Consider the following 24,406-nt stretch of genomic DNA (forward strand, 5'->3'; position numbering starts at 1 on the left):
CGGTCAGCCGCCGGCGCGCCGGGCCTCCCGCTCGGCGCGCTTGCGTTCCCGCTGCTCGCGGCTCCACTGCTTGCGGCGCTCCAGGTCCTGCTTCCACGCCTCCCGGGCCTGGTTCGAGCCGCCCTGCACCGCGCCCTGCACCTCGGGCGGGCCCGCGAGGCGGCGGAAGACCCAGGACATCAGGCGCCCGCCCTCACCGGGGTTCCTGGGGGTCGGCTGCTCGTCGCTCATCGCCTGGCCTCTCCTGCGTCGGCAGTGACGGTTGGTGCGCTAATAATTGGTACACCAATCGTTGGTACGCTCGCAAGGACGACGAGGAGGTCCAGCCGTGCCCGACCAGCTCGACGGGGATCCCCTGGCGCTGGAGGAGCAGGTGTGCTTCGCCCTCTCCGTCGCGGCGCGGGGAGTGGTGGCGGTCTACCGCCCGCTGCTGGAGCCGATGGGGCTGACCCACCCGCAGTACCTGGTCATGCTGGCCCTGTGGCAGTACGCGCCGCTGTCGGTCCGGGAGCTGAGCCGGCTGCTCCAGCTCGACCCCGGCACGCTGTCACCGCTGCTCAAGCGCCTGGAGGCGGCCGGCTACGTGCGGCGCGAGCGGGACGCGTCGGACGAGCGCAGCCTGGCGGTCACGCTCACCGCCAGCGGTCAGGCCCTCCGGGCGCGGGCCGAGCAGATCCCGCCGGCGATCGTGGCGCGGCTCGGGCTGCCCCTGGCCGACCTGCGGCACCTGCACGGCGTCCTGACCGAGGTGATCGCCGCCGCGAACCGGGCCGTGACGGCCGGCGACGACGGCCCCGGTCAGGCGTCGGCGTAGACGGCGAAGCCGCGGTCGGCGCAGCGGCGGTAGAAGGCGGCCAGCACGCTCAGCTCGGCACAGGTGAAGGTCCACTGCGGCGGCGCGCCGCTCTCGTCGCGCAGCGCGTCGAGCCGGCTGTCCAGCCAGCGCAGCTGCTGCTCGGCCAGGCGGCCGTCGGCGAGCAGCGAGCGCAGCACCTGGCTGACCGAGTCGAAGGTCACCGCCTCGCCCAGCTCGCGGTGGCCGGCGACGAACCGCTCGATGCCACCGGCGATCCAGGCGCAGCCGTCCGGGTCGATCACCGGGTCCTCGTCCTCGGCCGCGGCGTCTGTGGCGTAGAGCACACCCTCCAGGCCGAGCAGCAGGTCCACCAGCTCGGTGTACGCGGTCGCCCGGACGGTGCCCGTCTTGGCGATCAACTCCGCCAGCGCGGCGGTCGGCGCGGAGATCCGCGGCATGTCGACGATCTCGCCGAAGTCCACGAACTCGGCCGGCGCGACCGGGTCGTAGAAGCGGCCGGTCCGCGGCCAGTGCACCGCGACGTTGTCCAGCCCCATCTGGCGTCACCTCTTAGCAGCACGAGTCGGGTCGATCGGGTCGATCGTCCGGTTCCGGCCGGGAAAGATCAAGGCCGGTGCCCGGGCGCCGTCAACCTACGACACGGCGGGCCGATCCGCGAGATCGGTCCACCCCGGCCGTCGGGCGGCGCCGCCGGAGATCCGGGGCAGGCGTGTAGGGGGAGTCGCAGACAGCGCGATTCGGCCGGCTACGGCATTCTCAGCCGTCCTGCGGGGGTGCCGAGTGGTGGTTTAGTCGGCCGCGCACAGTAAGATTGAGGCTGAGACGAAGACCCGGTGGGGAGCGACGAGACACGGGCCCGACACGGCCCGCGATCATCGTCCACGTCGGGTCGAGCCGATCGCGATCCGCGGGCAACCGCGGCGACCGGCGCGTTCGACCCGTACCCCGGAATCATGCCCGGTGTCGGTCCGCGTGCCGACGTCGCGTCCTGTCCGCCGAACCCGCGCCCGACGCGCCGCCAGGTGCGGACGGCGCGAGAAAGTGGCCGAGGGTGGCAGCGCAGGACAAGCAGGAGTACGGCGCAGAGTCGATCACCGTTCTCGAGGGTCTGGAGGCGGTCCGCAAGCGGCCCGGTATGTACATCGGGTCGACCGGCGAGCGCGGTCTGCACCACCTCGTGTGGGAGGTCGTCGACAACGCGGTGGACGAGGCGCTGGCCGGGCACTGCGACACCATCGACGTGGTGCTGCTCGCCGACGGCGGGGTCCGGGTCACCGACAACGGCCGGGGCTTCCCGGTCGACCTGCACCCGAAGCTGAAGAAGCCGGGTGTCGAGGTGGCGCTGACCGTGCTGCACGCGGGCGGCAAGTTCGACGGCAAGGCGTACGCGGTCTCCGGCGGTCTGCACGGCGTCGGCGTCTCGGTGGTGAACGCCCTCTCCACGAAGATGGCGGTGGAGATCCACAAGTCGGGTTTCGTCTGGCGTCAGCAGTACACCAACTCCAAGCCGACCCCGCTGGAGAAGGGCGAGACGACCAACCGCACCGGCTCGGCGGTCGCCTTCTGGCCCGACCCGGCGGTGTTCGAGACGGTCGACTTCGACTTCCAGACGATCTACCGCCGGCTGCAGGAGATGGCCTTCCTCAACCGTGGCCTCACCATCCACCTGCTCGACGAGCGGGTCCCGGAGGGCGAGGAGGGCAAGCCGCGCGAGGTCACCTTCCTCTACAAGGGCGGTATCGCCGACTTCGTCCGGCACCTGAATGCCTCGAAGAACCCGATCCACAAGACGGTGGTCGAGTTCGGCGCCGAGGAGGAGGGCATGTCGGTCGAGATCGCCATGCAGTGGAACGAGTCGTACGGCGAGTCGGTCTACACCTTCGCCAACACGATCAACACGCACGAGGGCGGCACCCACGAGGAGGGCTTCCGCGCCGCGCTGACCAGCGTCGTCAACCGCTACGGCGCCGAGAAGAAGCTGCTCAAGGGCGACGAGAAGCTCTCCGGTGAGGACATCCGGGAGGGCCTGGCCGCGATCATCTCGGTGAAGCTGGCCAACCCGCAGTTCGAGGGCCAGACCAAGACCAAGCTGGGCAACACCCCGGTGAAGAGCTTCGTGCAGCGGGTCTGCAACGAGTGGCTGGTCGACTGGTTCGACCGCAACCCGGCCGAGGCAAAGATCATCATCCAGAAGGCGTCCCAGGCCGCCCGGGCCCGGATCGCCGCGCAGCAGGCGCGCAAGCTGGCCCGGCGCAAGTCGCTGCTGGAGTCCGGCTCGATGCCGGGCAAGCTGGCCGACTGCCAGTCCACCGACCCGCGCGAGTCCGAGGTGTTCATCGTCGAGGGCGACTCGGCCGGCGGCTCGGCCAAGCAGGGGCGCGACCCGCGGACCCAGGCGATCCTGCCGATCCGCGGCAAGATCCTCAACGTGGAGAAGGCCCGGATCGACCGGGTGCTGAAGAACAACGAGGTCCAGGCGCTGATCACCGCGCTGGGCACCGGCATCCACGACGACTTCGACATCGAGAAGCTGCGCTACCACAAGATCGTGCTGATGGCCGACGCCGACGTCGACGGCCAGCACATCCAGACGCTGCTGCTCACCCTGCTCTTTCGCTTCATGCGTCCGCTGGTGGAGTTGGGGCACGTCTACCTGGCCGCCCCGCCGCTCTACAAGATCAAGTGGAACAAGAAGGGCGACGACGCGCAGTACGCGTACTCCGACCGGGAGCGCGACGGGCTGATCGCGCTGCGCCAGCAGAAGAAGCCGAACGCCAAGCCGGACGACATCCAGCGGTTCAAGGGTCTGGGCGAGATGAACTACCCGGAGCTGTGGGAAACCACGATGAACCCGGCGACCCGTACGCTTCGTCAGGTCACGCTCGACGACGCGGCAACCGCAGACGAGTTGTTCAGCGTGTTGATGGGCGAGGACGTCGAGGCGCGCCGCTCGTTCATCCAGCGCAACGCCAAGGACGTCCGGTTCCTGGACATCTGAGGGGCATCGGTATCGGCGGGCCGGCCGGACATCCACCGGTCGACCCGCCGATCCACAGAGTTATCCACAGCTTGGCCGGTTTCCACAGCGGTTATCCACAGCACGAAAACGACTCTGAGTCTGATAAGGGTAAACAGTGACCGATTCCCCCGAGTCCACACCGAACGAGCCCGAGGTCCCCGAGACCATCGCGGCCGTCGTCGCGCACGACCGGATCGAACCGGTCGGGCTCGAGGTGGAGATGCAGCGCTCCTACCTCGACTACGCGATGAGCGTCATCGTCGGGCGGGCGCTGCCGGACGTCCGGGACGGGCTCAAGCCGGTCCACCGCAAGATCCTCTACGCCATGTTCGACTCCGGCTACCGGCCGGACCGCGGCTACGTGAAGTGCTCCCGGGTCGTCGGCGACGTGATGGGCCAGTTCCACCCGCATGGCGACTCGGCCATCTACGACGCGCTGGTCCGGATGGCGCAGCCCTGGTCGCTGCGCTACCCGCTGGTCGACGGCAACGGCAACTTCGGCTCGCCCGGAAACGATCCAGCTGCGGCGATGCGCTACTGCGTGACCGGGGAAGCGCGGATCCGTACCGCCGAAGGCTCGGTCCGGATCGGCGAGATCGTGTCCGATGCGGTGCCGAGCAGCGAGGCGGACATCGATCTCAAGGTCCGCGACCGCAACGGCGACCTGGTCCGCGCCTCGAAGTTCTTCCACTCCGGCGAGCACCCGACGCTGAAGCTGCGCACCCGCGAGGGGTACGAGCTGACCGGCACCCACAACCACCCGGTGCTCTGCCTGACGAGCGTGGGTGGCGTGCCCACGCTGCTGTGGAAGCTGCTGGCCGAGATCTCCCCCGGTGATCGCGTGGTCCTCCAGCGTGTTGTGCCGGACGAGATCGGCTACCCGATGCTGGAGCACGTCGAAGCCGCCGTCCTCGCGGGTGCTTATGTCAGCGAGGGTTGGACATCCGCAGATCGGGTCGGCTTTGACAATTGCGATCGGGAGTTCTTCGTCCGGGTCCTAGCTGCCTACGACCTTGCTGTCGGTGGTCGACGCTGGGTCGGCACCGAGACAACCATCACCGGCAAGACCCTGCACAAGCTGCGTGGCTGGACTTCCGACTTCACGGGGTCCATCCTCGGCGAGCTGGTCGGGGCGCGTAGCGCCGACAAGTTCGTGCCCGAGTTCGTCTGGCAGGGGCCGGCGGCGGTCAAGCGGGCCTTCCTTCAGGCGCTCTTCGAGGGCGACGGGTCGTCGTCGCTGCTGCCGCGCAACACCATCCAGGTCTCGTACTCGACGCGTAGCGAGCGGCTCGCCCGCGAGGTCCAGCAGTTGCTGCTGGAGTTCGGCGTGGTCAGCAAGCAATGCCGGTACGACAACGGCGAGATCAAGGTCGTGGTGACGAACCGCCGCGACGCCCGGATCTTCGCCGCCCAGGTCGGGTTCCTCGGCCGCAAGCAGGCCAAGCTGGAGTCCGAGCTGGCTTCGGTCCCGGCGACCAGCACCGCGCTCTCCAGCGACCATGTGCCGCTGGTGGGTGACTTCATCCGCGAGCACGGTGCCGATCGCTGGACCGAGCGGGACTGGCTGCGGCGGCACAACGCGGACCGGATCGAGCGCTGGGAGCGGGACGGCGACGAGATCGCCGCCCGGATCACCAACGCCGAGGTGCTCGACGTGGTCGAGCCGCTGGTCGACGGCCGCTTCTACTACGCGGAGGTCGCCAGCGTCGTGGACGCCGGAGTCCAGCCGGTCTACAGCATCCGGGTGGACACCGACGACCACTCGTTCGTCTCCGACGGCTTCGTCAGCCACAACACCGAGTGCAAGCTCGACCCGCTGGCCATGGAGATGCTGCGGGACATCGACGAGGACACCGTCGACCTGCAGGACAACTACGACGGCCGGGCCAAGGAGCCCACCATCCTGCCGTCCCGGATCCCGAACCTGCTGGTCAACGGCTCCGAGGGGATCGCGGTCGGCATGGCCACCAAGATCCCGCCGCACAACCTGCGGGAGATCGGCGCGGCCGTGCAGTGGTGCCTGGAGCACCCGGAGGCCGACGAGGCCACCACACTCGAGGCGCTGCTGGAGATTGTCAAGGGGCCGGACTTCCCCACCCACGGCCTGATCGTCGGCCAGGCCGGCATCCAGGACGCGTACCGGACCGGGCGCGGCTCGATCCGGATGCGCGCCGTGGTGGAGGTCGAGGAGGACAAGCGCGGTCGCCCGGCGCTGGTGGTCAGCGAGTTGCCCTACCAGGTCAACCCGGACAACCTGGCCGAGCGGATCGCCGAGCTGATCAAGGAGGGCAAGCTCGGCGGCATCGCCGACATCCGGGACGAGTCCTCCGGGCGTACCGGCATGCGGATCGTGCTCGTGCTGAAGCGCGACGCGGTCGCCAAGGTGGTGCTGAACAACCTCTACAAGCACACCCAGCTCCAGGAGACCTTCGGCGCCAACATGCTGGCGCTGGTCGACGGCGTGCCGCGCACGCTCAACCTGGCCCAGTTCATCCGCTACTACGTCGAGCACCAGGTGGAGGTCATCCGCCGGCGGACGGCGTTCCGGCTGCGCAAGGCGGAGGAGCGGGCGCACATCCTGCGCGGTTTGTCCAAGGCGCTGGACGCCCTCGACGAGGTGATCGCCCTGATCCGGCGCTCGCCCACGGTCGAGGACGCCCGGCAGGGCCTGATCCGGCTGCTGGAGATCGACGAGATCCAGGCGACCGCGATCCTGGACATGCAGCTGCGCCGGCTCGCCGCACTGGAGCGGCAGCGGATCCTCGACGACCTGGCCAAGCTGGAGCTGGAGATCGCCGACCTCAAGGACATCCTCGCCAAGCCGGAGCGGCAGCGGAAGATCGTCTCGGAGGAGCTCGGCGAGATCGTCGCCAAGTGGGGTGACGACCGGCGCACCAAGATCGTGCCGTTCGAGGGCGAGGTCTCGATGGAGGACCTCATCGCCCGCGAGGACGTGGTCGTCACGATCACCCGGACCGGCTACGCCAAGCGGACGAAGGTCGACCTCTACCGCTCGCAGCGGCGCGGCGGCAAGGGCGTCAGCGGCGCGACCCTGCGCCAGGACGACATCGTCAGCCACTTCTTCGTCTGTTCGACGCACGACTGGATCCTGTTCTTCACCAACAAGGGCCGGGTCTACCGGGCCAAGGCCTACGAACTCCCGGAAGCCACTAGGGTGGCCAAGGGCCAGCACGTGGCCAACCTGCTCGCCTTCCAACCGGACGAGCAGATCGCACAGATCATCGAGATCCCGAACTACCAGGTGGCCCCCTACCTGGTACTGGCCACGAAGAACGGCCTGGTGAAGAAGACGCGGCTAGAGGAGTTCGACTCCAACCGATCCGGCGGCATCATCGCGATCAACCTGCGCGATGAGGACGAGCTGGTCGGTGCTGCCCTGGTCGCGTCCGAGGACGACCTGCTCCTGGTCTCCAAGAACGCGCAGGCGATCCGGTTCAACGCCACCGACGAGGCGCTGCGGCCGATGGGCCGGGCCACCTCGGGCGTGATCGGCATGCGCTTCGCCGAGGACGACGTCCTGCTGGCCATGGAGGTGGTCCGGCCGGGGATGGACGTCCTGGTGGCTACGAACGGTGGATACGCGAAACGTACCCCGATCGAGGAATACCCCGTGCAGGGCCGGGGAGGTAAGGGCGTGCTGACTGCGAAGATCACCGAACGACGCGGTGGTCTGGTCGGCGCGGTGGTGATCGACCCGGACGACGAGCTGTTCGCCATCACCAGCAACGGTGGTGTCATCCGGACTCCGGTGAAGCCTGTACGCCGTACGCGTGACCGGAACACAATGGGGGTCAAGTTGATGGACCTCCCGGACGGCGTGACTATCGTGGCGATTGCTCGCAATGCCGACGAGCCTGACGAACAGGACTAGTTGAATGACGGAGACACAGGCGAAGTCGGGGAACACGGGGACCTCGGCCAACCCGGTCGACGAGGAGGCCGCGAAGAGCGGCACACCAGCGACCGGCCGCGCGGCCGTGGGCCGGGCCACGGTCCCCGCCGACGCGCCTGCCCCGAAATTCACCCGGGCTCCCGGGATGGCGCCGCCGCCGGACAAGCCGAGCGACGACGAGGCACCGGCCGACAAGACCGAACCGGTAGCGGCGGCGGAGAAGCCGAGTTCCGGCGGCACCACCCCCACCACCGCCACCGCGACCGCCCCGGCGGCCGCGGCCGCAAACCGGCCGTCGACCACCCAGCCGATCGGCGTACGGCCGGGCCAGTCGGCCCCCGGCTCCGCCGGCGCCAGCGGGACCACCGGCACCCAGCCGCGGGTCACCCCGGGCACCCGGCCGCAGCCGGACGGCAGCCGTCCGGGCGCCAGCGGCCGCCCCAACGGCGGCGGGCTTCCGCCGGGCATTAGCAGCGCGGCCGCCGTCGGCGCCGCGCGGGTGGGCGACGCGGTACGCGCCGCGCGTACGTCGGTCAGCTCGGCCGCGTCGCGCGGACCGCGCCGCGCCCGGCTGAACCTCAAGCGGATCGACCCCTGGTCCGTGATGAAGTTCGCCTTCGCCGTGTCCGTGGTGCTCTTCATCGTGGTGGTGGTGGCCACCTCGGTGCTCTACCTGGCGCTGGACGCGATGGGCGTCTTCCAGAGCGTCAACGACAGCCTGACCGACCTGGTCAGCGCGGGCGGTGGGCAGAGCACCGACGGCTTCCAGATCACCGCCAAGGGCGTGATCCTCAGCTCGGCGCTGATCGGCCTGGTCAACGTCGTGCTGTTCACCGCGCTCGCCACGCTCGGGGCGTTCGTCTACAACGTCTGCGCCGACCTGGTCGGCGGGATCGAGCTGACCCTCGCCGAGCGGGACTGAACGACCACCTGGACGCCGGGGCACCGCGAAAGCGGTCGCCCCGGCGTCCCGCATTCCGGTACGTTCGACAGGGCGACGGGGGCGCCCCGCCGGCCGGGGCCCCGATTTGGGGCCGGGTGGGCCGATGGGTTAACCTTGGCCGTCGCTACGCGGGGCTATAGCTCAGTCGGTTAGAGCGCAGAGCTGATAACTCTGAGGTCGCTGGTTCGATTCCAGCTAGCCCCACCGCACACCGTCCGACGACAGTCGAGCGCGAGGGGTAGCCCCATGTTCAAGAAGCTGCTGATTCTGGCCGGCGTCGTCGGTGTGGCCGCCGTCGTGGCCAAGAAGGTCAAGGCTTCCAACGACGAGCGCGCTCTCTGGCACGAGGCGACCACCGCCCCCGACCTGCGCTGATCCCGCTCGGCACAGCCAGCACCACCACCAGGCGGCGTCGCCCGCTTCCGGGGCCCTAGCTCAACTGGCAGAGCACTGCCTTTGCAAGGCAGGGGTTAGGGGTTCGAGTCCCCTGGGCTCCACCACACCATCCGGCCTGCTCACGCAGGTCCTACGGCTCGGCCAGGCCACCATCGGCGTGAAGAACCACCGGCTCTGCGCGGCCGGGTTCGTCTGGGCATTCATGGCCACCATCAACCACCTGCCCGCCCGGGTTCATCACGACCACCGCCGCGACCGCGGCGACCGGCACGCCGGCCGCGCTGCGCCACCTGTTCAACCGGCTATCGGCCGGCTCCACGACTGCTTACAGACCGGCCGGCTCTACGATCCGGTCAAAGCCTTCGGCAGCTGGGACCGGTCGCGCCCTGAGCGCCGGGCTACCGTCGGAGGAAGCATGGCGATCGCGTTCGAACTGGTCATCAACTTCGGGTTGAACCAGGCCGCAGCAGACGTCGCCCAGCATTTCACCGTGAACCATCCGCCGTTGATGACAGGACAACATCACGTCGCTCTGCACGAACCGCTGGTCACAAAAGTTCGCGGCTACGACGGCGAGCCATACCTGGAGATGTCCATCATTCCCGTCGGCGTCGGCTGGAGAGTGGGCTTCGACCGCCACCACGAGCGCCGGCAGCTGACCGCAGCAGAGCTCACCGAGCTGGGCGAGGGCCTCTACCAATTGCTCGCCCAGCTCACCGGATACCGCGCCGCTCAGGTCGGGTGGGATCCCGAGGAACGCGTTGACCCGGCCGGACTACGACAGGACTGGGCCGATGAACTGGCCATCGGAGACCTCCCGGGCCTGGTACTCGCCGAAGACCTCCACCGCGACCTGCGCGGTCAGGGCTTCCAGCCGTTCGCCCCGGGCTTCGTCTGGATCCCGTACCAAGGCGAGCGTCCCTCGTCCCTCACCGCGGACGGCCACGATGTTTGAAGCGTGGTCAACGCCTCACCAACACGCATGCGACACGGGGCGGGCCGAGCGTCCACCTGGCCCCAGCTATTGATGGAGGTCGCCAGATCTTGTCGGCGGCTGCGGGGTGGCGGCTGCGTCGATCGTTTGGGCGAGGGCCGTCAGAGTGGGTCGAGGCGGCGCTTGAGCAGGCAGAACTCGTTGCCTTCTGGATCGGCGAGGACGTGCCAGGACGCATCCGCAGGCTGACCGATGTCGACGAGTTTGGCTCCGGCGGCCAGGAGGCGCTCGAGCTCGGCGTCCTGATCGCGGTCGGTGGGGTTGACGTCGATGTGCAGCCGGGCATGCCCGTTCTTCGGCTCGTCGTTGCGGATGAGGAAGATCGTCGGCTGCGGGCCGCCGAACCCTTCGCGCGGGCCTATCTCGATGTAGACCCCCTCTTCGCGATCGAGCACTATGAAGTCCAGGACCTCGCACCAGAACCGCGCCAGCACCTCGGGGTCGCGGCACTTGAGCACGAGCTCACCGATACGGCATGCCATTGACGAAACCTACTCTCAGCATGGGAACTGCCGGGGCGGCCGCACGCGGATCTCATGGGCTCCCTGCAGTCAGAACAAGCTCGCGATCGTACCGGGCGAGGCGAGCGGGGCTGGACGAAGGTGCCCGTCGGGCTGAGCCCAGCACCGCTCGCCGGCGCGAGGTGAGGACCGGCGGGGATGATGGTCGTCAGTCAGCAGTCGCGAGTACAGCGATCCGTTCCAGCCACCGCAGCACGGTAGCTGGGCAACGCCCTAGCATTGCCCCGTGATCGAGGACTTCGCGGATCGGCTCCTGCGCGACATGGCCGGCCTCGATCCCTGCACAGCTATCGTCGAGGCTGGCGAGCAGGATGTCGACGGGCTTACCGACTACGGCCCGGAGGGCCACCAGGCCCGCGCCGACCTCGCAGCCCGCGCCCTGCGCGAGCTGGAGACCCTGGGTGACGCACTGCCGGTCGCGACCCCGCTGTACGCCCACCTCGCCGAACGGCTGCACACGCGGATCGCCTTCCACGACGCCGGGGAGGACCTGCGCGAACTGCACGCGGCGGCCACCGGTCCGCTCCAGCTCATCCGCCAGGCCGTCGAGGCCGCGGTTCCCAGCCGCGGGGCCGGGGGCCCGGCCTTCGAGGAAGGCTGGGCTCGTGTCGGCGCACGCCTGGCCGCGATCCCCGCTGCCCTGGACGGGCACGCCCGCAGCCTCCTGCTCGCTGCGGAGCGCGGCAATCTGCCGGCGCGGCGTCAGGTGGAGATCGTCACGCAGCGCTGCCGCAACTGGATCGACGGCGACGTCGCCCTGGTGGATCGCTACGGAGAGGGGCCGCAGCGGGCGTCGTTGCAGGCCGCGGCGACGGGCGCGCAAGCGGCGTACCGCAAATTCGCCGAGGTGCTGACCGCGGACCTGGCACCGCGGGTCGGTGCGGAGGAAGCGTTCGGCCCGCAGCGGTACGCACTCTGGGTGCGCACCTTCCTCGCGGCCCAGCCCGACCTGCGCGAACTGTACGACTGGGGCTGGGACGAGTTCAGAGCGACAGAGGCAGAGCTGATCGCGGAGGCGAAGGCCCTGGGCGGGAGCGTGCCAGAGGTGCTTGCCTGGCTCGCCAGCCCCGACGCACCCGGCACCCTGCACAGCAGGGAGGCGTTCGGCGCGTGGTTGCAGGAGCTGTTGGAGGCCACCACCGAGCGGCTGGACGGCGTGTACTTCGACATTCCCGCCCCGCTGCGGCGCATCGAGTCGCGGTTGACCACGTCGTCCGGCATTGCCTACACCGGGCCGTCGCGGGACCTGACGCGGCCGGGCCGGGTCTGGTGGTCCGTGCCCGAGGACGCAGCGAGTTTCCCCACCTGGATCGCCTACAGCACCGCGTATCACGAGGGCGTTCCGGGCCACCACCTCCACCTTGGCTCCGAGGTCTGCCGGGGAGGCCTCGGGCAGCGGCTGAACCTGCTCGGCGGCCTCTCCGGCAGTCAGGAGGGCTGGGCACTGTACGCCGAGCGATTCATGGACGAGCTCGGGCTCTATGAGCAGCCGGGTGCTCGACTGGGGTATCTGTTCATGCAGCTCCTACGGGCGGCACGGGTTGTGCTCGACATCGGCCTGCACCTGCGACTGCCGATGCCGTCCGGTGACGGAGCACCGTGGACGCCGGCGGCCGCACTGGAGTTGCTGCGGGACCGCTGTCACCAGGGGCCGTACGCGTCCGCCGAGCTCGGGCGTTACCTGGGCCGGCCGGGGCAGGCGCTGGCCTACAAGGCGGGCGAGCGCGTGTGGCTGGCCGGCCGCTCGTCCTTCCTCGGCGACCGGCGCGCATTTCATCGTCAGGCGCTGGAGCTGGGTTCGCTGGGCTTGGACCAGTTGACGGCCGCCCTCCAGGGTGACCGCGCACCACTCGTGCGCTGCGGTGAAGAAAGCCAGGGACCGCGCTGGTAGCTCACGAGGCCGCCGGGGCGCGGCCCCGACGGGCTGCTCTTGAGAGCACGCCGGGCGGGATGATGCCGAACCAGGCTCCGGTGGCGGTCATCGAGGCGACGACGTACGCCACCCACCACCCGAGCAGCGCCCACGCGCCCTGGGCGGCGGCACCGCCCAGGCAGGGCATGAGGAGCAGGATGAAAAGGTAGGCCAGACGGCCGTGCGAGAGGCTGTTCTCCTTCGGCAGCCTCCGGGCCTTGCGGAACGGAATGAGTCTGACTCCGTAGGGGCGACGGCGCAGCGTGAAACTCGCCGGCCAGAGCCGCCCGTACCCGGTCACGTCGACCACGCTGACGCCGAACCCGTGCCGGACCATGGCCTGACGCGGCCTGGCCAGCTCGCGCAGCCACGGTTCCCAGACGACGCGTTGGTGCAGAACACCGCCGTCCCGGCCGCTCACCGTCAGCCACACGGCGTATCCCTTGGGGCTGGTGTCGATCCCGCCAGCGGCGCTCACGGCGTGCGCCGCACCGGTGACCCGCCCCGCACTTCCCGGCTGCGGAGACTGCGCCAGGTGCGCGGTCACCATGACGGGCCTCGCGGGAGCACGAGCGGCACCCCACCACTGAAGCAGGCGGACGAGCCAGGACAGCACCAGAAGGGCTCCCGGAGCCAGCACCGCGAGGATGACGACCTTGCCGTGCTCGACTTGCGGGTCGGCACTCAGCCGGTACGCCGCCGCGATGAGGGTGGCCAGCGCGACGACGCTGCCGATCACGACCATCGGGGCGCGAGCACGCCGATTCGCCAAGGTAGCTGCACGTCCGCTGCTGGCCATCGCGTCGTCCTCCCCGTTCGCCCCTTCCGGAGGTCGCCGCGACGTTAGCAACGCCGAGCAAGGCTCACATCGCCCGTCCGTTCCAGATGCTCACCGCGTCGTACGGGGGCCGCGCGCTCAGCTCAGCCCCTGGCGGTAGGGCCGCCACGGGGGCGGCTGGGGTGGTCGGCGCAGCCGCGGCGACTGACGCCATTGGTTCGGTCGATGAAGGGTCGCCCGCACCGGGCGCAGCGCTTGAGTCGTCGCCACCCGTGAGCGGCGACCAGTACGGCCAAGGCGGTGGCGGCCGCGGCCTGCGGGTTCTGCCCCGCCACCACCATCCGCCATTGGCCGTCTCGCCCGATCAGCTGTGGGGTTGAACCGGCGCGCAGTAGCGCCTCGTTGAGTAGCTTGCTGGCTCTCTCCTCGTCGGGAAGCACCGCACACAGCTCCGCCAGCGTGTTCACCAGCACCGCCTCGGCCAACGCCAGGCCAGGATCAAGCATTCGGTACGGTGGCACGACGGCGCGCCAGAGGCCCTCACTCATCGGCGATGAGCACGCCCATTGATCGCGCGGTCCCCGCTACCTGCTTCATCGCGGCCTCCACATCATCCGTGTTGAGGTCCGGAAGCTTGCGCAACGCGACCTCTCGCAGCTGCTCCCGCGATATCTTCGCCACCGATTCTGTTCCCGGCCGGCCCGATCCCTTCGACAATCCGAGGATCCGCCGGATCAGATGAGACGTTGGTGGGGTCCGGTACTCCAGCGCGTAGGAGCGGTCCTCGAAAATCGTTACGACGACAGGCACGATGTCGCCTCGCTGGCCTGCGGTCGCCGCGTCGTAATCGAGCTTGAGTTGCCGCGTGTTGATACCAGTCGGGCCGAGCATCTTGCCGATCTCGACCATCGCGGCATTGCCCGCCTCGAGTTCGAGCTTCAAACGGCGGGAAACCTTCATCTGCTTCGCCATGGCGGCGACGCTAGGACCTTACGTAACGGAAGGGTCAAATCAGCGCGATGGGCGGCTTGACCGGCCAGGGACTACTGAGCCGTGCCCGCGAGCAGCCACCGTCGGACGGGAATCTCCAGCAACACCCGGTCACCCTCCTTGACGCTGCGACCGTCACATCCGATCCACCAGGTGCCGTCGGTCGCCGAATACGAAGCTGGTTGCTGTCGCACCGATGAGTCTGCCGGCGCCCGCAGGTCTACCACCCGACCGAGACATCAACTGATCGGGAGTAAGCCATGGGCCGCATCCACATCGAGCTGTTCGCAACCCTCGACCTCGTCGGGCAGGCCCCCGGCGGCCCCGACGAGGACCCGGTGGGGTTCCCGTTCGGCGGCTGGCAGGCCCCGCTGCTGGACGAGGTCTCCGGGGCGCAGGTCGCCGCCGCGTACGAGGGCACGGACGCTCTCCTGCTCGGCCGGCGGACGTATGACATCTTCGCCGCCTACTGGCCCTACCAGGAGGGCGGCGAGGACAACGAGATCGCCACGCTGTTCAACAGCGTCCCGAAGTACGTGGCCTCCCGCGGCAGGCCCGACCTCTCGTGGGCCGGGTCCACGCAGCTCGGCCCGGACCTGGCCGGCGCGGTGCGGGAGATCCGTGACCGGCACGAGCACGTGAAGGTCGTCGGGAGCCTGAACCTGGTGCAGACCCTGCTGCGCGAGAAGCTCTTCGACCGTCTCGACCTCTGGGTGCACCCGATCGTGCTCGGCGTCGGGAAGAAGGTGTTCGACGGTGGCGCGGTGCCCACGAACGTCACGCTCCTCGAACCGCCGGTTGCCGGTCCGAAGGGCACCGTGTACCTGCGCTACGGGCTCGCCGACGGCACTCCCGGGACGGGGGACATGAGCGCCCCCGATCGCGGTGTCGGGCGCGACGACTGAAGCGCGGCGACGACGGCCGCCGGGGCGCGTGGGTTTCCGCTCAGACGCCAAGGCGGGTCACGCCTCCATCCGTTCCGTCACCCGCTGAGGAAGCCTTGCCGGCCCCCGCACCGCCCTCACTGCTGCTGGGCGAACTCGGGGTAGATGCGGGCCACCAGGGAGGGGTCCCGCATGCCGCGCTGGAAGCTCTCCCACGCCATCGGGTCCTTGCCCTCGTCGGGGCAGTTCAGGACGTTGCGGGTGGCGGCCCGGACCAAGCCGCCGTACGTCCGGTCGCGAGCGAACTCCGCGTCGTCGGGCGAGAGCCCGAACTCGGTGGCGACCAGCCGGTCGATCTGGTCGGCCGGCGTTCCGCGCAGCGCGGCGGTCAGCACGACGTCCACCAACTCCGCGACCGTCCGGCCCGGGGGCAGCGGGATGGTCAGGTCGTCCGTCCAGCCGGACAAGCCACGCCTCCAAACCATGCTGGCTGCTGGGTCGAGGACCGTACCACGATCGCCACCGATGGGTGGGGTCCTCGCGGCGGCCGGCGGCGACGGTCCGTGCATGGCCGGCACCGGCCGGGGTAGGAGAAACGGCAACAACCCCCCGGAAGTGAGGTGTCATGCCAATGCCGACCGCACGCGACATCATGACCAACGACGTGACCTGTGTCCGTGAGCAGGACGACCTCCGGACCGCAGCCAAGCAGATGGCGCAGCTGGGCGTCGGATCGCTGCCGATCTGCGGTCAGGACAACCGGCTCAAGGGCATGCTGACCGACCGCGACATCGTGGTGAAGGTGCTCGCCGAGGGCCGCGACCCGGGCAGCGTCACCGCGGGCGAGCTGGCCCAGGGCGAGGCGGTGACCATCGGCGCGGACGACGACGCGGCCGAGATCCTGCGCACCATGGGGCAGTACAAGGTGCGCCGGCTGCCGGTGATCGACGGGCACGAGCTCGTCGGCATCGTGGCCGTCGCCGACGTGGCCCGCTCGCTGCCGGAGCGCCCGGTGGGCGACCTCATCGAGGCGATCTCCGAGCGCAACTGACCGGTCCCGAACCGGCGGACGCCGCCTCCGGCCCACCGGCCGGCGGGCGGCGTCCGGCGTACGGACGGGAAGATCGGCGGCGGACCGTCACCTGCCGGCCGGCGGCGAGATCCGTTCGGCGGGTGGGGTGATCGGGGTGAGCGGCACCGTCTCGCCGCGGGCGATGGTGCGTACCCGCTGCACGAAGCCGCGCCGGCGGGCCTCCATCACGAAGTGGCCCAGCGGCGAGCGGAACACCGGGTAGTCGTCGTAGTGGATCGGCACGGTCAGCTTCGGGCGGACCAGCTCGACCAGGTCGGCGCCCTGTCGCGCGTCCATGGTGAGCAGGATGCCGGCGATCCTGGTGCCACCGAGGTGGATCAGCATCGCGTCGATGTCCGGGTACCGCTCGGGGATGCCGGCGAGCAGCGGCTTGTTCAGCGTGTCACCGGTGACGTAGAGGCGGAACTGCCGGGAGCCGTCGCGCTCCAGGTCGATCATGGTGCCCATCACGTCGGGCATCAGCCGGTCCAGCACACCCGGCCCGTGCTGGCCGGGCATCGAGGTCAGCCGCAGGATCTCGCCGGGGCGGCGCAGCTCCCGCGAGCGCCAGGTGGGCAGCCCTTCGGCGGCCCGGAAACCCCACCGGCGCAGCCTCCGTTCGGCCGCCGGGGTGGTGACGATCGGCAGCTCCCGGTCCAGCTCCCGACGGGCCACCCGGTCGAAGTGGTCACCGTGCAGGTGGGACAGGACCACCGCGTCCAGCGACGGTAACTGGGCGATCCGCAGCGCCGGGTCGGTACGGCGCTTCGACCACAACCCCTTGCCCAGGTACGCCCGCTGCCCCTGGTGCAGGAAGTTCGGGTCGGTCAGCAGGGTGAACCCGCCCATCCGTAGCACGGTGGTGGCGGTACCGACGAACGTGACCTCCGGCTGTGCTTCCATGTCCACCTCCCAGGTGGGTGACCAGGCGGGCGGTGCGCGGGCCGAGCCCGGAGACCGGCACCTCCATCCCGCAGCGGTACCCACGATCACCGGGCCCATGCGCGGTGACCGCCGATGCTCGTCAGCCCGGCTCCGGCGAGCGGTCGTCCTTGACCGGCGGATCAGCGGCGGCGGAGCCGGGTGAGCCGTCGGACCCGGCCGGATGGGTCTGCGGCAGCCGGGCCACCAGCCGGGTGAGCGCGCCGTTGGCGACGGTGGCGCCGAGCGCCGACCCGGTGGCGATGGTCCAGCCCACCGGCCCGAGCGGGGTGCAGCCGAAGAACTGGCTGACGCCGGGAGTCTGCACCACCCCCACCAGCACGCCGAGCGACGCGGCGGTGGAGGCGAGCACTGCCGGGCTGGTGCCGCCGGCCAGCACCGTCTGCCCGAGCTGGGTGCCGACCAGCGACACCAGCGCGACGGTGCCGGCCCGCCGGCGTCGTCCGGTGTACCGGGCCAGTGTCCAGCCGGCGGTGGCGCCCAGCGTGGTGGCCGCGGCGCGCAACCCGATCTCGCGGGTGAGCGTCTCGCCGAGCGACGTGTCCGGCCCCTCCCGGAGCAGCCCGTCGGCGTGGTCGGCGCCCGGCGGGCGGATCGCGATGGCCAGCGCCGGCGCCAGGTCGGTGAGCAGGTTGACCAGCAGCAGTTGCCGGCCGGTGAGCGCGGACCGGCCGGTGGCGGCGGCGCTCAGCACGCTGAACGCGATCTCCCCGAGGTTCCCGCCGACCAGGATGCTCAGCGCGTGGCGTACCGACGACCACATCGCCCGACCTTCCACCAGGGTGGCGATGATGGTCTCCAGCCGGTCGTCGGTGACCACCAGATCGGCGGCGGCCCGGGCGGCCGGGGTGCCCCGCTGGCCGAGCGCGATGCCGACGTCGGCGAGCCGGATCGCCGGCGCGTCGTTGGCGCCGTCGCCGGTCATCGCGACGGTACGCCCGCACCTCTGCAACGCCTGGATGATCCGGACCTTGTGCGCCGGCGTGCAGCGGGCCACCACGTCGGTGCGGGCCAGCCGCTCGGCCAGCGCGTCGTCGTCGAGCTGGTCGAGTTCGGCAGCGGTGACCACCTGCTGCTCGTCGCCGTCGCTGATGGTGGCGGCGATCGCCTCGGCGGTGGCCGGATGGTCACCGGTGATCATGATGGTGTGCACGCCGGCCTGACGGATCCGCCGTACCGCCGGCGCGGCGCTGTCCCGTACCCCGTCGGCGAGCGCCAGGAACCCGACGAACACCAGGTCGCGTACGTCGTCGTCGCCGATCTCGGGGGCGTCCACGGCGCACTCCGCGACGGCGAGGATCCGGTGCCCCGCCCCGGCCCGCTCGGCGAGCAGGCGGTGCAGGTCGTCCCGGCCGCCGTCGTCCAGCGGCTCGTCGCGGCCGTCCACCCGCCGGTACGCGCACCGCGGCAGCACGGTCTCCGGCGCGCCCTTCACGCTGAGCAGCCGCCGGTGCCCGTCCTCGCCCACCGTCGCGTGGTAGCCCCGGGACGGCTCGAAGGGCAGCCCACCGGTGGGCCGCCACCGGGGCACGTCGGTCTGTTCGGTCACGCCGGCGGACTCGGCGCCGCGGCGTACCGCCCGGTCGGTCTGCAACGCCAGCTCGTCCGGGTCGTCAGCGGCCGGGGTGGCCCGCAGCCCGGCGGCCAGGGCCGGCCGGAGCCGGTCGTCGAGCCGGTCGACGGGGGCGTACCGGTGGCCGTCGCCGACCCCGGCGAGCAGCAGCTGCCCCTCGGTGAGGGTGCCGGTCTTGTCGAAGCAGAGCACGTCGACCCGGCCGAGCGCCTCGATGGTGCGCGGGTTGCGGACCAGCGCCCCGTGCTCCGCCAGCCGCCGGGCGGCGGCCAGTTGGGCGGCGCTGACCAGGAACGGCAGCCCTTCCGGCACGGACGCCACGGCCAGGTTCGCGGCGGTGGCGGCCGTCTCGGCCAGCGGCACGCCGCGCAGCAGCCCGGCGCCGGCCACCGCCACCGCCGAACCGGCGGCCAGCGGCACGGCCGCCCGGGTCAGCCGGCCCAGCCGGGCCTCCACCCCGCTGGCCGGGGGCGCCTGCCGGGCCAGTGCCAGGCTGCGCCCGGCCTCGGTGTCGGCGCCGGTGGCCACCACCACGGCGGTGCCGTACCCGGCGGCGACGGTGGTGCCCTCATAGAGCATGGACCGGCGGTCGGCGACGGCGGCGGCGACCACCGGTTGGTCCGTCTTGCCCACCGGGAGGGACTCGCCGGTCAGCGACGACTCGTCGGTCTCCAGGCCGACCGACTCCAGCACCCGGCAGTCGGCCGGAACGGAGTCCCCGGGCTCCAGGATGATCACGTCACCGGGCACCAGGTCGTCGGCCGGCAGCATCCGCTCCTGGCCGTCCCGGCGTACCCGGGCGGTCACCGCCGAGCGGGAGAGCAGCTCGGACAGCGACCGTTCGGTGTTTCGCTGGTGTACCGCGCCGATCAGCGCCGACCCGCCGACCACGCCGCCGACCAGGGCGGCGTCGACCAGCGAGCCGAACGTCGCGGAGAGCACCGCGCCGGCGGTGAGCACCGGCGTGAGCGGGTTGGCCAGCTCGTCGACGAAGGCCCTCAGCAACCCGGACCGTCCGGGCAGGTCACCCGGCCCGGTCACCCGGCGGCGCTCGGCCTCGCCGCTGCCGAGCCCGTCCGGGCCGCTGCCGAGGCGGTCCAGCACGGTGTCGGTGGGCATCAGGTGCCAGGCGGTGATGGTCGGCGCGGGGGTGTCCGTCCGGTCGGGCAGCCGGCGGGCCCGCCAGACGCCGTGCGCGAAGGCGAGCGCGGCGGCGCCGTTCACCGCGCCGAGCGTACGGCCGGGCAGTCGCTCGGTGTCGGCGGTGAGCGCGTTCAGCGCACCGAGGCCGGTGCCGGCCAGGGCCAGCTGGATGTTCTGCGCGGTCACCCGGCGGGCCACCCCGGCCGCCTCGACGAGCAGGGCGACGATCCGCAGGTCGGCGCCGACCAGCAGGTGCGCGCCCCAGGGCGGTAGGTCCTCCGGTGCGGACAGGCCCAGCCCGCAGTCCGCGGCGCCGAGCGCCGCCCGGTCGCCGGAGGCCAGCATCACCACCGCCCCGTCCCGTTGCAGGGCCCGGACCGAGTCGGCCAGCTCGGCCCCGCCGGCCACGTACGCGTCGGCGAAGCCGTACCGCTGCTCGTCGTCGCCGGCCACGACCAGCCGCAGCCCGGCCTGACGGGCGACGGCCGGCAGCGTGTCGACGCCCGGCGCCGGCTCCGGTTCCACCCGCAGCACCGCGGCCAGGCTGTCGCCGTCGGCGAGGCCGAGCAGGTCGGCGCCGGTGTCGCGCAGCCGCCGGCTCTCCGCGGTGTCCCCGGGATCGCGGGCGTCGAGCTGGTGCAGCGGGCCGAGCCGCCAGCCGTCGGCGTGCCGCAGCTGGTGCGGGTGGGCGGGGTCGAAGAGCGCGAACGCCCGGCTGGCCACCTGCCCGGTGTCCGCGCCGGGCAGCGGCGCCAGGTCGGCCAGCACTCCGCGGTCCGAGCCGAGCACCGCGGCGTCCAGCACCAGCGTGTCGATCCGGTCCAGTTTTCGCAGCACGCTGCGGTCCATCGCGATCACGCCGTGCCGGGCCAGGATCCGGCCGAGCTGAGCGGCGTATCCCTCGCGGCCGCTGCCCGGGGCCTTGGGCAGCGTGGCGAGCCCCAGCGCGGCGGCCCGTTTGCGGCCGACGACCGGCGTCGCGGCCGCGGCGGCGGCGGCACCGGCGATCAGCATCCGGTTGATGTACCGCTCGACCGGCCCGTCCGGCTGGGGGGTGACCCGCTCGCCGGCCGGTGACCGGGCCACCGCCCGCTCCGGGTCGCCGGTCAGCCGCGGCTCGGCCTTTCCCCAGGCGGCGAGCTGGGCGCGTGCCTCACCCCACTGCACCACCCGCTGCGCGCCGTCCAGCACGATGCCGGCCCACCCCCCGGTGAGGCCCTGTACGACTGCCTCGACGAGCGGAAACACCAGGTCGGCGCGGGGGTCGGCACGCAGCCCCCGGTCGGCGAGGGCATGCAGCCTGGGATGCAGGTCGACGGCGCCGAGCAGCCCGGCGACCTCGCCCGGAACGGGGGTGAACGGCAGGATCCGGGTGGCCGCCGAGATGGTCAGGCCGAGCGCGTCCGAGGCGAGCGCGCCCAGCGTGCGGGGCGTGCGGGGACCCTCCTCGGGCGGGTGCGGCGGGGGGATCTCCGGGTCCGGCTCGTGCGGACAGGCGCGTTCGGTGCGGGCCACCGTGGCGATCAGGTCCCGCAACTTCGGCGGCGGCGTGCCGACGGCCACCACCACCCGGCCGGACGGGGCGTTGACCCGGGCCCACTCGACCCCGGGCACCTGCTCCAGTGCCGCCTCCACCTGGCGGGCCAGCAGGTCGCCGCCGTCCTGGCAGACGCCGTGCACCTCGATGTGGTGCCGGCCGGGGCGGGACCAGACCCGGCGGTTGGTCAACCCGGCCAGGCGGGCCAGCCGGGTCGCGGCCGACCCGACGGTCCGGGTCGCCTCGCCGACCACCGGCGGCAGGGCGACCGGGGGCCGGAGGCGGCCGGCGACGCGGCCCAGTGAGGTCATCGAGGCGTACGACCGGACAGGCGCCGGCCAGGTCCTCCGGTGCGGCTCTGCCTGCCGTACGCCATCTCGCCTCCCATGTCTGCTCCGGTGGCCGCTCGGTCCCAACGGCGGCTCCACGGCGATGGCCTGGCTTCCCGCCCGGACGTCCGTTATGCCCCCCGAGCAGGGGAACTTCGGCGCGGTCGGCATCACCTGCGGGCTGACGAGATGGCGGTCACGCTTGACCTCAATCCGGGTTCAGGTCGGAGGCTGATCGCATGCTGATCGAACTGCTCTGGGCCGAGGTACGCCGGGACGAGCTGCACCGTCCACCCCGTGCCGACAACCGTCCGACCCCGCTCTGGCCGCGCCGTACGACGGTCCGGCGGTGACCGCCACCGCCGCGCCGCCGGGGCCCGTCGCCCCGGCCCCGGGCCTCTTCGCGCCCCGGCTACGGGCCATGACGGTGGGCAGCGTCGCCCTGGTCTCGCTGCTGGCGTTCGAGGCGCTGGCGGTCGGCACCGCCATGCCCACCGTGGCCCGCAGCCTGGACGGGCTGGCCCTGTACGGGATCGCGTTCGGCGGCCCGTTCGCGGCCGGGGTGCTGGCCATGGTGGCCAGCGGCATCTGGTGCGACAGCCGAGGGCCGCGCGCGCCGATGTGGCACGGGCTGGTCTGGTTCGTGCTCGGGCTGGTCATCGCGGGCAGCGCCACGGCGATGGGCGCGCTGGTCGTCGGGCGGGTGGTGCAGGGGTTCGGTTCCGGTCTGCTCTCGGTGGCGCTCTACGTCATCGTCGGGCGGGCGTACCCGGAGGAGCTGCACCGGAAGATCTTCGCCGCGTTCGCCGCCGCGTGGGTCGTACCGTCCCTGGTCGGGCCGGCGGTGGCCGGGCTGATCGTGGAGTACCTCGGCTGGCGGTGGGTCTTCCTCGCGGTGCCGCTGGTGGCGGTTCCCGCTGTGCTGCTGATCCACCCCGGCCTGCGGGCGGTCGGCCCGGCGACGCGGACGGCCCGGCCGGCCGGCGCGGTGGCCCGGATCGGCTGGGCGTGCGGGGCGGGGGTGAGCGCCGCACTGCTGCACATCGGGGGACAGCAGCGCGGCACCTCCGCCGTCGCCCTGGTCGCCCTGGCGCTGGTCGGGTTGCTGGTCTGCGCGCCCCGGCTGCTGCCGGCCGGGTTCCTGCGGGCCGGCCGGGGTCTGCCGACCGTGGTCGGGCTGCGCGGCCTCGCCTCCGCCGCGTTCGTCGGCGCGGAGGTGGTGATCCCGCTGATGCTCTCCCGGGAGCGCGGGTTCTCGCCGACCGCGGCCGGCCTGGTCCTCACCACGGGCGCGCTGGCCTGGTCGGTGGGGTCCTGGTTGCAGGGCCGGTTGCCGGCGCCGCGGTCCCGGGCCACCCTGCCCCGGGCCGGGCTGGCCTGCATCGCCGGCGGCACCGCGGTGGTCGCGCTGACCGTCGCGCCGGCGGTGCCGGTCCTGGTCGGGGTGCTCGGCTGGGCGGTGGCCGGGCTCGGCATGGGCCTGCTCTACCCGTCGCTGTCGGTGCTCACCCTGGAGTTGTCGGCCCCGGGCGAGCAGGGCCGCAACAGCTCCTCACTGCAACTGGGCGACTCGCTCTTCGCCGCGACCGTGCTGGCGCTGACCGGCGCGGTGCTCGCTGCCGGCGCCGCCCCCGCCGCCGGCGACTACGCCGGGACGCTGACGGTGGCGTCCGGTCTGGCGCTGCTCGGCCTGCTGCTCGCCGGCCGGGTGGTACCGGGCCCGCGCGCGGCCCACTGAGGGCCTCCCCGCCGCCGGTGGCACCTGCGGGCGGCCGGCGGAGGGCCACGGGGTGCCAGCGGCTGGCCGGCCGCACCGTCAGCGTCCCGGCCACCCGAGGTGTGCGGCGGCGGCCAGCCGGTGGTCGGCGGATCGGCAGGTCACCGGGGGTGGGTGGGGCAGGATGGGCGGGAGATGAACTTCCTGACCATCCTGCCGCTGGCCGTGGTGATGGTCGCCGGGACGCAACTGGTCGCGGCGGTCTTCCTCGCCGCGGCCGACCGGCCGCGCGCCGCGTCGCTCGGCTACCTGGCCGGCGCCGGGCTGGTGGTCGGCGGCGGGGTGACGCTGAGCTGGCTGGTCACCCGGGCGGTGAAGCTCAACGTCGCCGACGCCGGCCAGGGCGGGCACGGCCGGGTCGAGACCAGGATCGACCAGGTGGTGCTGGTCCTGCTGGTGGTGCTGGCGCTGGTGGTGTTCCTCCGGCGGCACTCCACCGGCCCACCGCGCTGGATGGGGAGGCTCCAGCAGGCCGGCCCGGGCTACGCCGCCCGGCTGGGCGTGCTGCTCTTCCTCGCCATGCCCACGGACGACCTCACCATGCTCACCGTCGGCGCGAGCGCCGCCCGGCACGACCTGCCGTGGTGGCACCTGCTGCCGTTCGTGCTGCTCACGCTGACCCTGCTGGCCCTGCCCCTGCTGGCGTTGCTGCTGCTCGGCGGCCGGGCCGCCAGGGTGCTGCCCCGGATCCGTGACTGGACCGCGCACAACTCCTGGGTGGTCAGCGAGTTGGTGATCGGCTTCTTCGTCGTGGTGACGCTGGTCGACCTGGTGCGGTGAGCTGACACACGGGCGGTCACACCGGACCGCCCGGCGCCGTCACCGACCTGGACGCCCCGGCCTGCGGGGGGCCGGAGAAGGAGGAC

Annotated in this window: 19 protein-coding genes and 2 tRNA genes; 13 read left to right on the forward strand and 8 right to left on the reverse strand. The window is 71.9% G+C overall.

Annotation, left to right across the window (positions count from 1 at the left end):
* Positions 1-3: 3 nt before the first annotated feature.
* Positions 4-231 carry a hypothetical protein gene (locus DLJ47_RS04780; protein WP_109898887.1) on the reverse strand — a complete coding sequence of 76 codons (228 nt, stop codon included), beginning with the start codon at positions 229-231 and terminating at the stop codon, positions 4-6.
* A 97-nt stretch (positions 232-328) separates the two neighbouring features.
* Here DLJ47_RS04780 and DLJ47_RS04785 point away from each other — a divergent pair, with 97 nt between their 5' ends.
* Complete coding sequence (locus DLJ47_RS04785; protein ID WP_109898888.1) at positions 329-814, forward strand: MarR family winged helix-turn-helix transcriptional regulator; 486 nt, start codon at positions 329-331, stop codon at positions 812-814.
* On the opposite strand, the gene DLJ47_RS04790 is transcribed toward DLJ47_RS04785, so the two are convergent.
* Positions 799-1,353: a hypothetical protein gene (locus DLJ47_RS04790; protein ID WP_088996704.1), complete on the reverse strand. Its 555-nt coding sequence runs from the start codon at positions 1,351-1,353 to the stop codon at positions 799-801. The two genes, DLJ47_RS04785 and DLJ47_RS04790, sit on opposite strands and share 16 nt — an antisense overlap.
* A gap of 515 nt (positions 1,354-1,868) precedes the next feature.
* On the opposite strand from DLJ47_RS04790, the gene gyrB reads away from it, so the two are divergent.
* From gyrB to DLJ47_RS04820, 7 genes are all read left to right on the forward strand, one after another.
* The gene (gene gyrB / locus DLJ47_RS04795; RefSeq protein ID WP_109898889.1) at positions 1,869-3,815 is read left to right on the forward strand and encodes a DNA topoisomerase (ATP-hydrolyzing) subunit B; all 1,947 of its coding nucleotides are present in this window, start codon (positions 1,869-1,871) and stop codon (positions 3,813-3,815) included.
* 136 nt (positions 3,816-3,951) lie between these two features.
* On the forward strand, positions 3,952-7,728 hold the full coding sequence (gyrA, locus tag DLJ47_RS04800) for an intein-containing DNA gyrase subunit A (RefSeq protein ID WP_109898890.1): 3,777 nt from the start codon (positions 3,952-3,954) through the stop codon (positions 7,726-7,728).
* 4 nt (positions 7,729-7,732) lie between these two features.
* On the forward strand, positions 7,733-8,671 hold the full coding sequence (locus DLJ47_RS04805; RefSeq protein ID WP_109898891.1) for a DUF3566 domain-containing protein: 939 nt from the start codon (positions 7,733-7,735) through the stop codon (positions 8,669-8,671).
* Between the two features lie 151 nt (positions 8,672-8,822).
* Positions 8,823-8,896: transfer RNA gene (locus DLJ47_RS04810), tRNA-Ile, on the forward strand.
* 42 nt (positions 8,897-8,938) lie between these two features.
* Positions 8,939-9,067 (forward strand): DLW-39 family protein, encoded by a 129-nt coding sequence (locus DLJ47_RS36615; protein WP_231928447.1) that lies wholly within the window; start codon positions 8,939-8,941, stop codon positions 9,065-9,067.
* Positions 9,068-9,116: 49 nt separating this feature from the next.
* A tRNA-Ala gene (locus DLJ47_RS04815) sits at positions 9,117-9,192 on the forward strand.
* A gap of 53 nt (positions 9,193-9,245) precedes the next feature.
* Complete coding sequence (locus DLJ47_RS04820; RefSeq protein ID WP_109898892.1) at positions 9,246-10,043, forward strand: hypothetical protein; 798 nt, start codon at positions 9,246-9,248, stop codon at positions 10,041-10,043.
* A gap of 140 nt (positions 10,044-10,183) precedes the next feature.
* Here DLJ47_RS04820 and DLJ47_RS04825 read toward each other — a convergent pair whose 3' ends face one another.
* Positions 10,184-10,564 carry a VOC family protein gene (locus tag DLJ47_RS04825; RefSeq protein ID WP_073837923.1) on the reverse strand — a complete coding sequence of 127 codons (381 nt, stop codon included), beginning with the start codon at positions 10,562-10,564 and terminating at the stop codon, positions 10,184-10,186.
* A gap of 265 nt (positions 10,565-10,829) precedes the next feature.
* On the opposite strand from DLJ47_RS04825, the gene DLJ47_RS04830 reads away from it, so the two are divergent.
* Entirely contained in the window at positions 10,830-12,494 is a 1,665-nt protein-coding gene (locus DLJ47_RS04830) for a DUF885 domain-containing protein (protein ID WP_109898893.1), read from the forward strand.
* A gap of 1 nt (position 12,495) precedes the next feature.
* Here DLJ47_RS04830 and DLJ47_RS04835 read toward each other — a convergent pair whose 3' ends face one another.
* Positions 12,496-13,260 carry a hypothetical protein gene (locus DLJ47_RS04835; protein WP_109898894.1) on the reverse strand — a complete coding sequence of 255 codons (765 nt, stop codon included), beginning with the start codon at positions 13,258-13,260 and terminating at the stop codon, positions 12,496-12,498.
* Between the two features lie 573 nt (positions 13,261-13,833).
* Positions 13,834-14,265 (reverse strand): uL11 family ribosomal protein, encoded by a 432-nt coding sequence (locus DLJ47_RS04840; protein ID WP_109898895.1) that lies wholly within the window; start codon positions 14,263-14,265, stop codon positions 13,834-13,836.
* Positions 14,266-14,543: 278 nt separating this feature from the next.
* Here DLJ47_RS04840 and DLJ47_RS04845 point away from each other — a divergent pair, with 278 nt between their 5' ends.
* On the forward strand, positions 14,544-15,188 hold the full coding sequence (locus tag DLJ47_RS04845; protein ID WP_109898896.1) for a dihydrofolate reductase family protein: 645 nt from the start codon (positions 14,544-14,546) through the stop codon (positions 15,186-15,188).
* 116 nt (positions 15,189-15,304) lie between these two features.
* On the opposite strand, the gene DLJ47_RS04850 is transcribed toward DLJ47_RS04845, so the two are convergent.
* Positions 15,305-15,634 (reverse strand): hypothetical protein, encoded by a 330-nt coding sequence (locus tag DLJ47_RS04850; RefSeq protein WP_109898897.1) that lies wholly within the window; start codon positions 15,632-15,634, stop codon positions 15,305-15,307.
* 164 nt (positions 15,635-15,798) lie between these two features.
* Between DLJ47_RS04850 and DLJ47_RS04855 the strand changes: the two genes are divergently transcribed.
* The gene (locus tag DLJ47_RS04855; protein WP_088996712.1) at positions 15,799-16,218 is read left to right on the forward strand and encodes a CBS domain-containing protein; all 420 of its coding nucleotides are present in this window, start codon (positions 15,799-15,801) and stop codon (positions 16,216-16,218) included.
* 87 nt (positions 16,219-16,305) lie between these two features.
* On the opposite strand, the gene DLJ47_RS04860 is transcribed toward DLJ47_RS04855, so the two are convergent.
* Together DLJ47_RS04860 and DLJ47_RS04865 are read right to left on the reverse strand one after the other, a co-directional pair.
* Positions 16,306-17,142, reverse strand: a complete 837-nt coding sequence (locus DLJ47_RS04860) for an MBL fold metallo-hydrolase (RefSeq protein WP_109898916.1) — start codon at positions 17,140-17,142, stop codon at positions 16,306-16,308.
* Positions 17,143-17,263: 121 nt separating this feature from the next.
* Positions 17,264-21,745 (reverse strand): cation-translocating P-type ATPase, encoded by a 4,482-nt coding sequence (locus DLJ47_RS04865; RefSeq protein WP_109898898.1) that lies wholly within the window; start codon positions 21,743-21,745, stop codon positions 17,264-17,266.
* 367 nt (positions 21,746-22,112) lie between these two features.
* On the opposite strand from DLJ47_RS04865, the gene DLJ47_RS04870 reads away from it, so the two are divergent.
* Positions 22,113-23,501: an MFS transporter gene (locus DLJ47_RS04870; protein WP_233257658.1), complete on the forward strand. Its 1,389-nt coding sequence runs from the start codon at positions 22,113-22,115 to the stop codon at positions 23,499-23,501.
* Positions 23,502-23,675: 174 nt separating this feature from the next.
* Positions 23,676-24,320: a GAP family protein gene (locus tag DLJ47_RS04875; protein ID WP_109898918.1), complete on the forward strand. Its 645-nt coding sequence runs from the start codon at positions 23,676-23,678 to the stop codon at positions 24,318-24,320.
* Positions 24,321-24,406: the final 86 nt, after the last annotated feature.

Origin of the sequence: Micromonospora sp. S4605 (genome assembly GCF_003176715.1) — a bacterium.
GTDB lineage: Bacteria > Actinomycetota > Actinomycetes > Mycobacteriales > Micromonosporaceae > Micromonospora > Micromonospora echinaurantiaca.

What these genes read in the sequence shown, in the direction of transcription:
- DLJ47_RS04780 (WP_109898887.1), bottom strand. Translation starts at nt 231, where the DNA reads ATGAGCGACGAGCAGCCGACCCCCAGGAACCCCGGTGAGGGCGGGCGC.
- DLJ47_RS04790 (WP_088996704.1), bottom strand. Translation starts at nt 1,353, where the DNA reads ATGGGGCTGGACAACGTCGCGGTGCACTGGCCGCGGACCGGCCGCTTC.
- DLJ47_RS04805 (WP_109898891.1), top strand. Translation starts at nt 7,733, where the DNA reads ATGACGGAGACACAGGCGAAGTCGGGGAACACGGGGACCTCGGCCAAC.
- DLJ47_RS36615 (WP_231928447.1), top strand. Translation starts at nt 8,939, where the DNA reads ATGTTCAAGAAGCTGCTGATTCTGGCCGGCGTCGTCGGTGTGGCCGCC.
- DLJ47_RS04825 (WP_073837923.1), bottom strand. Translation starts at nt 10,564, where the DNA reads ATGGCATGCCGTATCGGTGAGCTCGTGCTCAAGTGCCGCGACCCCGAG.
- DLJ47_RS04835 (WP_109898894.1), bottom strand. Translation starts at nt 13,260, where the DNA reads ATGGTCGTGATCGGCAGCGTCGTCGCGCTGGCCACCCTCATCGCGGCG.
- DLJ47_RS04840 (WP_109898895.1), bottom strand. Translation starts at nt 14,265, where the DNA reads ATGGCGAAGCAGATGAAGGTTTCCCGCCGTTTGAAGCTCGAACTCGAG.
- DLJ47_RS04845 (WP_109898896.1), top strand. Translation starts at nt 14,544, where the DNA reads ATGGGCCGCATCCACATCGAGCTGTTCGCAACCCTCGACCTCGTCGGG.
- DLJ47_RS04855 (WP_088996712.1), top strand. Translation starts at nt 15,799, where the DNA reads ATGCCGACCGCACGCGACATCATGACCAACGACGTGACCTGTGTCCGT.
- DLJ47_RS04860 (WP_109898916.1), bottom strand. Translation starts at nt 17,142, where the DNA reads ATGGAAGCACAGCCGGAGGTCACGTTCGTCGGTACCGCCACCACCGTG.
- DLJ47_RS04865 (WP_109898898.1), bottom strand. Translation starts at nt 21,745, where the DNA reads ATGACCTCACTGGGCCGCGTCGCCGGCCGCCTCCGGCCCCCGGTCGCC.
- DLJ47_RS04875 (WP_109898918.1), top strand. Translation starts at nt 23,676, where the DNA reads ATGAACTTCCTGACCATCCTGCCGCTGGCCGTGGTGATGGTCGCCGGG.